The 11,215-nt window shown below is 70.4% G+C and carries 9 protein-coding genes; 6 read left to right on the plus strand and 3 right to left on the minus strand.

What is annotated here, in order from left to right; genetic code table 11:
* The first annotated feature begins 251 nt into the window (after window positions 1–251).
* Window positions 252–2,246: an ATP-dependent DNA helicase gene (locus K7854_RS32725; RefSeq protein ID WP_226030186.1), complete on the plus strand. Its 1,995-nt coding sequence runs from the start codon at window positions 252–254 to the stop codon at window positions 2,244–2,246.
* Between the two features lie 88 nt (window positions 2,247–2,334).
* Here K7854_RS32725 and lexA read toward each other — a convergent pair whose 3' ends face one another.
* The gene (gene lexA / locus K7854_RS32730) at window positions 2,335–3,114 is read right to left on the minus strand and encodes a transcriptional repressor LexA (RefSeq protein WP_164411881.1); all 780 of its coding nucleotides are present in this window, start codon (window positions 3,112–3,114) and stop codon (window positions 2,335–2,337) included.
* Between the two features lie 563 nt (window positions 3,115–3,677).
* Between lexA and nrdR the strand changes: the two genes are divergently transcribed.
* Window positions 3,678–4,226 (plus strand): transcriptional regulator NrdR, encoded by a 549-nt coding sequence (nrdR, locus tag K7854_RS32735; RefSeq protein ID WP_226030187.1) that lies wholly within the window; start codon window positions 3,678–3,680, stop codon window positions 4,224–4,226.
* A 168-nt stretch (window positions 4,227–4,394) separates the two neighbouring features.
* Window positions 4,395–7,289 (plus strand): vitamin B12-dependent ribonucleotide reductase, encoded by a 2,895-nt coding sequence (locus K7854_RS32740; RefSeq protein ID WP_226030188.1) that lies wholly within the window; start codon window positions 4,395–4,397, stop codon window positions 7,287–7,289.
* A 77-nt stretch (window positions 7,290–7,366) separates the two neighbouring features.
* Here K7854_RS32740 and K7854_RS32745 read toward each other — a convergent pair whose 3' ends face one another.
* Window positions 7,367–7,900, minus strand: coding sequence for a TerD family protein (locus K7854_RS32745; protein WP_226030189.1), 534 nt, complete (start codon window positions 7,898–7,900; stop codon window positions 7,367–7,369).
* Window positions 7,901–8,057: 157 nt separating this feature from the next.
* Between K7854_RS32745 and K7854_RS32750 the strand changes: the two genes are divergently transcribed.
* From K7854_RS32750 to K7854_RS32760, 3 genes are all read left to right on the plus strand, one after another.
* Window positions 8,058–8,672: a YdbC family protein gene (locus K7854_RS32750; RefSeq protein ID WP_226030190.1), complete on the plus strand. Its 615-nt coding sequence runs from the start codon at window positions 8,058–8,060 to the stop codon at window positions 8,670–8,672.
* A 106-nt stretch (window positions 8,673–8,778) separates the two neighbouring features.
* Window positions 8,779–9,438, plus strand: a complete 660-nt coding sequence (locus tag K7854_RS32755) for a histidine phosphatase family protein (RefSeq protein WP_226030191.1) — start codon at window positions 8,779–8,781, stop codon at window positions 9,436–9,438.
* A 12-nt stretch (window positions 9,439–9,450) separates the two neighbouring features.
* A complete protein-coding gene (locus K7854_RS32760) occupies window positions 9,451–10,362 on the plus strand; it encodes an ADP-ribosylglycohydrolase family protein (protein ID WP_226030192.1) in 912 nt (303 codons plus the stop codon).
* Between the two features lie 185 nt (window positions 10,363–10,547).
* Here K7854_RS32760 and K7854_RS32765 read toward each other — a convergent pair.
* A partial coding sequence (locus tag K7854_RS32765) for an MFS transporter (RefSeq protein WP_226030193.1) occupies window positions 10,548–11,215 on the minus strand: 668 nt, incomplete at its 5' end.

Raw genomic sequence — 11,215 nt, forward strand, 5'->3', positions numbered from 1 at the left:
GCCGCATCTGCCGCCACCGCGTCCCGCCAGCCGTCCTGGTCCTCACGCCGGCTGCGGTGTCCGTCCGGCCCGCCGGCCTGGTCCTCCCGCCGGCCGTCCTGTCCGTCCTGCCGGTCGTCCCTCCCGCCCGTTCGTCGGCCACCCGCCCAGGAGCCACCCGTGCCGCGCCAGTCGCCGCAGTCCCGTCGATCACACCGGTCCCCGCAGCCGCCGACCCGTTTGTCAGTCCCGGGCCGTAGGGTGGTCGCGCTATGACGAAGCCCTCACTCCCCGAACTCCTGCACGCCGCCGTCACCGCCGTCGGCGGAACGGAGCGTCCCGGCCAGGTGGCCATGGCCGAAGCCGTCGAGGAAGCCATCGACGGCGGCTCCCACCTGCTGGTCCAGGCCGGCACCGGCACCGGAAAGTCGCTGGGGTACCTGGTGCCCGCGCTGGCGCACGGGGAGCGGGTGGTCGTGGCCACGGCGACCCTGGCCCTGCAGCGCCAGCTGGTCGAGCGGGACCTGCCCCGCACGGTCGACGCGCTCCACCCGCAGCTGCGCCGCCGGCCGGAGTTCGCCATGCTCAAGGGCCGGTCGAACTACCTGTGCCTGCACCGGCTGCACGAGGGTGTCCCGCAGGACGAGGAGGAGGGCCTCTTCGACCAGTTCGAGGCCGCCGCCCCCACCAGCAAACTGGGCCAGGACCTGCTGCGGATGCGCGACTGGGCCGACGAGACCGAGACCGGCGACCGCGACGACCTGACGCCGGGCGTCTCCGACCGCGCCTGGTCGCAGGTCTCGGTGTCCTCCCGGGAGTGCCTGGGCGCCTCGAAGTGCGCCTACGGCGCCGAGTGCTTCGCCGAGACGGCCCGGGAGCGGGCCAAGCTCTCCGACGTCGTCGTCACCAACCACGCACTGCTCGCGATCGACGCCATCGAGGGCGCGCCCGTCCTGCCGCAGCACGAGGTGCTGATCGTCGACGAGGCGCACGAGCTGGTCTCCCGGGTCACCGGGGTGGCCACCGGCGAGCTGACTCCCGGCCAGGTCAACCGCGCGGTGCGCCGCGCCGCGAAGCTGGTCAACGAGAAGGCCGCCGACCAGCTCCAGACCGCCGCCGAGGGCTTCGAGCGGCTGATGGAGCTGGCGCTGCCGGGCCGCCTGGAGGAGATCCCGGAGGACCTGGGCTACGCCCTGATGGCGCTGCGGGACGCCAGTCGTACGGTCATCTCGGCGATCGGTGCCACCCGCGACAAGTCGGTGCAGGACGAGGACGCGGTGCGCAAGCAGGCGCTGGCCTCCGTGGAGTCCGTGCACGACGTCGCGGAGCGGATCACCAACGGCTCCGAGTGGGACGTCGTCTGGTACGAGCGCCACGACCGGTTCGGCGCCTCGCTGCGGGTCGCTCCGATGTCCGTCGCGGGACTGCTGCGGGAGAAGCTCTTCACCGACCGCTCGGTGGTCCTGACCTCCGCGACCCTGAAGCTGGGCGGCGACTTCAACGGGGTCGGCGCCTCCCTGGGCCTCGCCCCGGAGGGCACCGAGGGCGACGACGTGCCCCAGTGGAAGGGCGTCGACGTGGGCTCGCCCTTCGACTACCGCAAGCAGGGCATCCTCTACGTCGCCAAACACCTGTCCCGCCCCGCCCGGGACGGCGACCGGGGCGACATGCTCGACGAGCTGACCGAGCTGATCCAGGCGGCGGGCGGCCGCACGCTGGGCCTGTTCTCCTCGATGCGCGCGGCCCAGCTGGCCGCCGAGGAGCTGCGCTCGCGGATCCCCGAGTACCCGATCCTGCTCCAGGGCGAGGAGACCCTCGGGGAGCTGATCAAGAACTTCGCCGCCGATCCGCGGACCTGCCTCTTCGGCACGCTCTCGCTGTGGCAGGGCGTCGACGTGCCCGGGCCGAGCTGTCAGCTGGTCGTCATGGACAAGATTCCGTTCCCGCGTCCGGACGATCCCCTGATGAGCGCCCGCCAGAAGGCGGTCGAGGAGGCGGGTGGCAACGGCTTCATGGCGGTCGCCGCCACGCACGCGGCGCTGCTGATGGCCCAGGGCGCCGGCAGACTGGTCCGCGCGTCGGGCGACCGCGGGGTGGTCGCCGTACTCGACCAGCGGTTGGCGACGGCCCGGTACGGCAGTTACCTCAAGGCGTCCCTGCCCGACTTCTGGTTCACCACGGACCGCAACCAGGTCCGCAAGTCACTCGCCGCGATCGATGCGAAGGCCAGGGAGGCCGAGGCCGAGGGACAGGCGGAGAGCGGCTGACAGCGCTGGGCCCCGGAACCGGCGCAGAGGTCCCGGGGCCCGGTCGGGTCGGCGGGGCGCTGTCGCGCGCACCCGCCCGCCGTGGCGCTCAGACGCGACGCAGTACGGCCACCACCTTGCCGAGGATGGTCGCGTCGTCACCGGGGATCGGCTCGTAGGCCGCGTTGTGCGGGAGGAGCCAGACGTGGCCGTCCTCGCGCTTGAAGCGCTTGACGGTGGCCTCGCCGTCCAGCATGGCCGCCACGATGTCGCCGTTCTCGGCGACCGGCTGGCGGCGGACCGTGACCCAGTCGCCGTCACAGATCGCGGCCTCGATCATCGAGTCGCCGACGACCTTCAGGACGAACAGCTCGCCGTCGCCGACCAGCTGCCGGGGGAGCGGGAAGACGTCCTCGACGGACTCCTCGGCCAGGATCGGACCACCGGCGGCGATACGGCCGACCAGCGGGACGTAAGAGGCGGCCGGCTTGCCGGCGGTGTCGGTGGGCTGCACCGAGGCGGCCTGGTCCGAGCCGCGCACCTCGTACGCGCGCGGGCGGTGCGGGTCCCGGCGCAGGAAGCCCTTGCGCTCCAGTGCCATCAGCTGGTGGGCCACCGACGAGGTGCTGGAGAGGCCGACGGCCTGGCCGATCTCCCGCATCGATGGCGGGTACCCGCGTCGCTGCACGGAGTCGCGAATGACCTCGATCACCCGCCGCTGACGGTCGGTGAGTCCCGAGCTGTCCGCCCGGATGCCGGGAGGTCGCCCCGGCAGGGAGCGCTTGTGCCCCTCGGGATTCGCGGCGTCGCTCATCGCGTGCACCGGCTCAGGACGGCCCTGGGGGCGTTCCTGGGCAGTGATGGTGGCACTGTCGGCGGTGGTGGTCACGTCGGCCCCTCTCGATGGTCTCCCTGCTGCACAACGGTAGTAGCTTTCGAAAGGTTGCGCCAAACACACGTTCGAGTGAAAAAACGCGAATCGCTCGCCCGTATTGCATGTCTGGGTGTATGGCTACCGTGGCGCCTGGCGGACAAAAGGGCTGATTGCTGTACTCTTCACCGCCGTGGTGACAACCCTCGGGATGTCGCTCCAGTCTGCCATCCGGCATCCCGTTCGACGGGGCGGGTCTCCCATCTCTTGCGGTAGTCCCACGTGCCCTCCGCGCGGTGCCCACCGTATCTCCGCATGCCCAGGAGCGACACGGCCGTGACGAGGCCGTCCGGTGCGCGGTGCGGCCCGGGCGGCCGCGCACGCACAGGCGCGACACGCCTGCAGGGCGTGTTTGTATGGGCCAATCCCCACATCTAGTGGTTGGATTGCATCAGCAGCCCACAAGTTGTGGTCCCCCGGGTCTTCGAGCCCGCGGCGATCGCCTATGCTGGGGGCTGCTTCGAGGGGCCTGAAGGGCCTTTCGAGGCTGTTGAGTCTGCTGTGAGGAGGGTTCGGAGTCCATGCACTGCCCCTTCTGCAGGCACCCCGACAGCCGTGTCGTCGACAGTCGTACGACCGACGACGGCACGTCGATCCGCAGGCGCCGCCAGTGCCCTGACTGCTCCCGTCGGTTCACGACCGTGGAGACGTGCTCGCTCATGGTGGTGAAGCGGTCCGGGGTCACCGAACCGTTCAGCCGCACCAAGGTGATCAACGGTGTGCGCAAGGCCTGCCAGGGCCGGCCCGTCACCGAGGACGCGCTCGCCCAGCTCGGCCAGCGGGTCGAGGAGGCGGTGCGGGCCACCGGAAGCGCCGAGCTGACCACCCACGACGTGGGGCTGGCCATTCTCGGCCCGTTGCAGGAGCTGGACCTCGTCGCCTATCTGCGATTCGCCTCGGTCTACCGGGCGTTCGACTCGCTCGAGGACTTCGAGGCCGCGATCGCGGAACTGAGGGAGACGACGGGGCACTCCGGCGTGGACGACGACGCCGGCGCGGGGAGCCGGGAGAACGACCGCGGACCCACGGGGGCGGGACAGGTCCCCGAGCCCGCGGGCGCCGCCGACTGACCGGCGGGCCGGACCCGGACTTCGGCGCCCGGGCCCGGCCGGACGGCGGCGAGAGAACAAGACCTGTTGCGGGCTGAGCGAGAGATGCCCGCGACACCAGACAGAACACCGTGCCCACGGGAACAATCGGGGCACTTCAGGGCGTTTTCGCCCGTACAGGGAGGCGGCATGACAGAGACGGCGAGCGGTCCGGCACGGAGTTCCCGCGCCAAGGGCACCAAAGCGGGCAAGGGACTCCGTGTCGAGCGCGTCCACACCACTCCCGGCGTCCACCCCTACGACGAGGTGGCCTGGGAGCGTCGTGACGTCGTCATGACCAACTGGCGCGACGGCTCGGTCAACTTCGAGCAGCGTGGCGTCGAGTTCCCCGAGTTCTGGTCGGTGAACGCGGTCAACATCGTCACCAGCAAGTACTTCCGGGGCGCCGTGGGCACCCCGCAGCGCGAGGTGAGCCTCAAGCAGCTCATCGACCGCATCGTGAAGACGTACCGGAAGGCCGGCGAGGACCACAAGTACTTCGCCTCGCCCGCCGACGCCGAGATCTTCGAGCACGAGCTGGCCTACGCCCTCCTGCACCAGATCTTCAGCTTCAACAGCCCGGTGTGGTTCAACGTCGGCACGCCCCAGCCGCAGCAGGTCTCCGCCTGCTTCATCCTGTCCGTCGACGACTCCATGGAGTCGATCCTCGACTGGTACAAGGAAGAGGGCATGATCTTCAAGGGCGGCTCCGGTGCCGGCCTGAACCTCTCCCGGATCCGCTCCTCCAAGGAGCTGCTCTCCTCCGGCGGCAATGCCTCCGGCCCGGTCTCCTTCATGCGCGGCGCCGACGCCTCCGCCGGCACCATCAAGTCCGGTGGCGCCACCCGCCGCGCGGCCAAGATGGTCATCCTCGACGTCGACCACCCCGACATCGAGGACTTCATCGAGACCAAGGTGAAGGAAGAGGAGAAGATCCGCGCCCTGCGCGACGCGGGCTTCGACATGGACCTGGGCGGCGACGACATCACGTCCGTCCAGTACCAGAACGCCAACAACTCGGTCCGCGTGAACGACACGTTCATGAAGGCCGTGCAGGACGGCGGAAAGTTCGGCCTGACCTCCCGCATGACCGGCGAGGTCATCGAGGAGGTCGACGCCAAGGCGCTCTTCCGCAAGATGGCCGAGGCCGCCTGGGCCTGCGCCGACCCGGGCATCCAGTACGACGACACCATCAACCAGTGGCACACGTGCCCGGAGTCCGGCCGCATCAACGGCTCGAACCCGTGCAGCGAGTACATGCACCTGGACAACACGTCCTGCAACCTCGCCTCGCTGAACCTGATGAAGTTCCTGAAGGACGACGGCAAGGGCAACCAGTCCTTCGACGCCGAGCGCTTCTCCAAGGTCGTCGAGCTGGTCATCACCGCGATGGACATCTCCATCTGCTTCGCGGACTTCCCGACCCAGAAGATCGGCGAGAACACCCGCGCCTTCCGCCAGCTCGGCATCGGCTACGCCAACCTCGGCGCCCTGCTGATGGCGACCGGCCACGCGTACGACTCCGACGGCGGCCGCGCCCTGGCCGGCGCCATCACCTCCCTGATGACCGGCACGTCGTACCGCCGCTCCGCCGAACTCGCCGCGATCGTCGGCCCGTACGACGGCTACGCCCGCAACGCCAAGCCGCACCTGCGGGTGATGAAGCAGCACTCCGACGAGAACGCCAAGGCCGTCCGCATGGACGACCTCGACACGCCGATCTGGGCCGCCGCCACCGAGGCCTGGCAGGACGTGCTGCGCCTCGGCGAGAAGAACGGCTTCCGCAACTCCCAGGCCTCCGTCATCGCCCCGACCGGCACCATCGGTCTCGCGATGTCCTGCGACACCACCGGCCTGGAACCCGACCTCGCCCTGGTCAAGTTCAAGAAGCTGGTCGGCGGCGGCTCGATGCAGATCGTCAACGGCACCGTCCCGCAGGCCCTGCGCCGCCTGGGCTACCAGGAGGAGCAGATCGAGGCGATCGTCGCTCACATCGCCGAGCACGGCAACGTGATCGACGCCCCCGGCCTCAAGCACGAGCACTACGAGGTCTTCGACTGCGCCATGGGCGAGCGCTCCATCTCCGCGATGGGCCACGTCCGCATGATGGCCGCCATCCAGCCCTGGATCTCCGGCGCCCTGTCCAAGACGGTCAACCTGCCGGAGTCGGCGACCGTCGAGGACGTCGAGGAGGTCTACTTCGAGGCCTGGAAGATGGGCGTCAAGGCGCTCGCCATCTACCGCGACAACTGCAAGGTCGGCCAGCCCCTCTCCGCCAAGAAGAAGGAGCAGGAGAAGGCCGAGGTCACCGAGAAGGCCGAGGCGACCATCCGTGAGACGGTCGAGAAGGTCGTCGAGTACCGCCCGGTCCGCAAGCGCCTGCCGAAGGGACGCCCCGGCATCACCACGTCCTTCACCGTCGGCGGCGCCGAGGGCTACATGACCGCCAACTCCTACCCGGATGACGGTCTCGGCGAGGTCTTCCTCAAGATGTCCAAGCAGGGCTCGACCCTCGCGGGCATGATGGACGCCTTCTCCATCGCGGTCTCCGTCGGCCTCCAGTACGGCGTGCCGCTGGAGACGTACGTCTCGAAGTTCACCAACATGCGCTTCGAGCCGGCCGGCATGACGGACGACCCGGACGTGCGGATGGCGCAGTCGATCGTCGACTACATCTTCCGCCGCCTGGCGCTGGACTTCCTGCCCTTCGAGACGCGCTCCGCGCTCGGCATCCACTCCGCCGAGGAGCGCCAGCGCCACCTGGAGACCGGTTCGTACGAGCCGTCCGACGACGAACTCGACGTCGAGGGCCTGGCCCAGTCGGCGCCGCGCGCCCAGGAGCTGAAGGCCGTCGTCACGCCGAAGGCCGAGGTCGAGGCGGCCAAGCCCGCGCCGCAGCAAGCGCACACCAGCGCCGAGCTGGTGGAGATGCAGCTGGGCATCCAGGCCGACGCCCCGCTGTGCTTCTCCTGCGGTACGAAGATGCAGCGCGCCGGCTCCTGCTACATCTGCGAGGGCTGCGGCTCGACCAGTGGCTGCAGCTGATGCCTAACCGCTCCTAGCGGCTCATGAGTAAGGGGCGACCGCCATGGCGGCCGCCCCTTACTCGCGTCCGCACGGCGTCAGGGACGACGAGCCTCGCCCATCACCCTGGTGAACGTCGCCGGATCCCCCTCGAAGCCGTGCACGCCGGCCCGGAACTCCCACGCCCCGGTCTCGTCCCGGACGAACTCCGCGACCGTCGCCGCCGTGGCGCCCGGGACGTCGGCGAAGTCGTCCGCGGCCAGGTCCGTGTAGCCCTCGCGGATGCGCAGGCCCGGGTTGGCCACGTCGCCGAAGGTCCGGTTCCCGGTGTGCTGCTGTATGGCGACGCCCACCACCACGCGCGCGTACCGGGCGTCCAGCCGCTCCAGCTCCAGCGTCAGGACCTCGTCGAAACCGAAGCCCTTGCCGTCCTTGCTGTCCCGGTTCAGATAGATCGTGCCGTCCGGTGAGCGACTGTCGAAGTGCACCACGTAGGCGGGGGCGCCGTACGGATCGTCGGCCGGATAGGTCCCGGCGACGAGATCGAGGTCGCTGGGCGGCTGCCCCGCCGGGCTCGGATCCCACCGCAGCGCGACCTCGACCTTGCGCCTGCCCTTGCTGAGGCCGTTCACAGACTTCCCCTTCCCAGGTCCCCGCCCTGCCCGGCCCCCCTGAAGTGCCGGGCGGTGACGGCCGGTTGCCCATCCTGCCACGCAGCGACACCGGGGTGCGGGCAAGCGGTCCTCCGGAGAGTGACCGGTGCCACGTTCCCTGGCCTACCATGGCGCGGTGCTGGTCAAGTGGATTCGCTGCACCGTGGTGGACCGCCGCGGTTTCGAGCGGGGGCAGCGGAAGTGGGCGGGGCTTCCGGGGGAGCCGGGTTTTCGGGGGCAGGGGGGCGGCTGGAGCCGGGGGCGGCCGGACGTGGCGCACGTCTTCACCTTCTGGGAGAGCCGTGCCTTCTACGACTCCTTCATGGCCCGCTCCCACGACCGGCTGGCCTCGGCGCAGCTGGGCACCTTCAAGGACGCCCAGGTGCGGCTCTTCGACCACCGGTTCGACGTGAAGACCGGGTTCGAGCCGCGCTTCACCGACGCAGACCTGCTGCGGGTCGCGCTGTGCCGGGTCCACGAGGAGCGGTCCGAGCACTACGTGCTCATGCAGGAGAAGGTCTGGAACCCGGCGATGGCCGGCTCGCCCGGCATGGTCCGCGGGCTGTTCGGCGAGGCCCCGGGGCACGGGTACAACGAGTACCTGGTGCTGTCCATGTGGCTGTCGGCCGCCGAGCACGGGAAGTACCGCACCGAGCGGGTGGAACGGCTCGCCCTGCGCGCCCAGACGGAGGCCGACGTCGCGGCGCTGACGGGCGACATCGTGCAACTGGAACCCTCCTGGACCGTTTGAGATCCGGACCCGCACCGACTCGCCCAGGTGTGGAAACTGTGTGACCTACGCCGTACGGGGCCCGTACGAGTGCTTGGTCCCGCCCGTCACGATCTAGGGTTCTGGCATGGCACGACCACGGCGCATCGTTCTAGTCCGGCACGGCGAGTCGACCGGCAACGTCGATGACACCGTGTACGAGCGCGAACCCGACCACGCGCTCGCCCTCACCGACCGGGGTCGGGCACAGGCCGAGGAGACCGGCAAGGGGCTCCGCGAGGTGTTCGGCCGTGAGCGGATCAGCGTGTACGTCTCCCCCTACCGCCGCACCCACGAGACCCTGCGCGCCTTCCGCCTCGACCCGGAGCTCATACGGATACGTGAGGAGCCCCGGCTGCGCGAGCAGGACTGGGGCAACTGGCAGGACCGCGACGACGTGCGCCTGCAGAAGGCCTACCGCGACGCCTACGGGCACTTCTTCTACCGCTTCGCCCAGGGCGAGTCCGGTGCCGACGTGTACGACCGGGTAGGCGGCTTCCTGGAGAGCCTGTTCCGCAGCTTCGAGGACCCCGACCACCCGCCGAACGTGCTGCTGGTGACGCACGGGCTCGCCATGCGGCTGTTCTGCATGCGGTGGTTCCACTGGACGGTCGCGGAGTTCGAGTCGCTGTCCAACCCCGGGAACGCCGAGATGCGGATGCTCGTTCTGGGTGAGGACGGCAAGTACACGCTCGACCGGCCTTTCGAACGCTGGCGAGATCCGGAGCCGTACGGGATCACCGGATAGAGTGGAAGGGCGATGACCGCTCACTCTTCTCCCGACGGGCGCCTGGACCGGGCCCTGTCCAGCCTGCGCGGACTGTCGGTGGGGGACGCGCTGGGCTCTCAGTTCTTCGTTCCGGCGAACTACCCGCTGCTCAAGCGCCGCGAGCTGCCGCCCGGCACCTGGCAGTGGACGGACGACACGGAAATGGCGTGTTCCGTGGTCGGTGTCCTGGCCGCCCACCACCGCATCGACCAGGACGCGCTGGCCCTCTCCTTCGCCCGGCACCACGACTTCGACCGCGGCTACGGACCCGCGGTCAACCGGCTGCTGCGGCTGGTCAGGGAAGGCGGCGACTGGCGCGAGCTGGCCGCGGCGCTGTTCAACGGCCAGGGCTCGTGGGGCAACGGCGCCGCCATGCGCATCGCGCCGCTCGGTGCCTGGTACGCGGACGACCCGGAACAGGCGACCCACCAGGCGGAGATCTCGGCCTACCCGACGCACCAGCACCGTGAGGCGGTGGTCGGCGCCATGGCCGTCGCGGCGGCCGCGGCGCTGGCCGCCGATCCGTCCGGTCCGCCCTCCGCGCACGCGCTGCTCGACGGTGTGATCGCGCTGGTGCCGAAGAGCGCGGTGGGCGCCGGCCTGCGACGCGCCAGGGACATGCTCGACTACGGCGACGCGGCCACCGTCGCGGCGGTCCTGGGCTGCGGCCGCCGTACGACCGCGCACGACACGGTCCCCTTCGCCCTCTGGTCCGCGGCCCGCGCCCTCGGGGAGTACGAGACCGCCTTCTGGACGACCGCGCAGGTCGGCGGGGACGTGGACACGACCTGCGCGATCGTGGGCGGAGTCGTCGCGGCCGACCGGGCGGGGGCGCCCCCGGCCGAATGGGCGGGGCGGGTCGAGGCGCTGCCCTCCTGGCTGACGGCCACGGCCACGGCCTGACGCGGCGGATACCCTCCGTGCGTGAGGGGAACTCTGCGTGACTGTTCGCGCGTTGTCATGACAACCGCTGCCCGGGGCGTGGGCCCCGGGCAGTCTCAGAGGTCATGAGGGGGTGGGTCGTGAGGGCGCTGTCGTTGCTCGTCGCGCCCGGCGGCGGGTCCCGCCCCGGCCGGGGCCCCGGGAGATCAGCCCATCCCCGGCCCGGCCGTGCCGGACAGCGCCTCCAGGTCGCTCTTGCGCACCCGGATCACCAGCCATGCCGTGGCCAGGGCGACCACGGCCATGGCGGCGGCCGGGATGAAGGCGGCCGAGATGCCCTGGGCCAGTACGTCGTGCGCCCAGGGTGCGGGCAGCTGGTGGGTCTGGGCGAACTCCGCCTTCTGCTCCGGCGAGCCGTTGGTGAGGAAGTCCGGCACCTGCTTCTCCGCCTCGTCCCTGCTCGCGGTGCCGAAGACCGTGGTCAGGATGGCGAGCCCGATCGATCCGCCGACCTGCTGCATCGCGTTGAGCAGCCCCGAGGCCGCGCCCGCCTCGTGCTGGGCGACCCCGGAGACCGCGGTCAGCGTCAGCGTCACGAAGTTGAGTCCCATGCCGAATCCGAAGATCAGCATCGGTCCGAGGATCCCGCCGACGTACGAGCTGTCGGAGCTGATGAGCGCCTGCCAGCCGAGCCCGAGCGCGGCGAGCGCCGAACCCACGATCATGAACGGCTTGGGACCGAAGACGGGCAGGAAGCGCTGCGAGATACCCGCACCGAGCGCGATCACGACCGTGACCGGCAGGAAGGCCAGACCGGCCTCGATGGGGGTGTAGCCGAGCACGTTCTGCACGAACAGCACGATGTAGAAGAACA

The organism is Streptomyces hyderabadensis (assembly GCF_020404845.1).
Taxonomy (GTDB): domain Bacteria; phylum Actinomycetota; class Actinomycetes; order Streptomycetales; family Streptomycetaceae; genus Streptomyces; species Streptomyces hyderabadensis.

What these genes read in the sequence shown, in the direction of transcription:
- K7854_RS32760 (WP_226030192.1), top strand. Translation starts at nt 9,451, where the DNA reads ATGACCGCTCACTCTTCTCCCGACGGGCGCCTGGACCGGGCCCTGTCC.
- K7854_RS32725 (WP_226030186.1), top strand. Translation starts at nt 252, where the DNA reads ATGACGAAGCCCTCACTCCCCGAACTCCTGCACGCCGCCGTCACCGCC.
- nrdR (WP_226030187.1), top strand. Translation starts at nt 3,678, where the DNA reads ATGCACTGCCCCTTCTGCAGGCACCCCGACAGCCGTGTCGTCGACAGT.
- K7854_RS32755 (WP_226030191.1), top strand. Translation starts at nt 8,779, where the DNA reads ATGGCACGACCACGGCGCATCGTTCTAGTCCGGCACGGCGAGTCGACC.
- K7854_RS32740 (WP_226030188.1), top strand. Translation starts at nt 4,395, where the DNA reads ATGACAGAGACGGCGAGCGGTCCGGCACGGAGTTCCCGCGCCAAGGGC.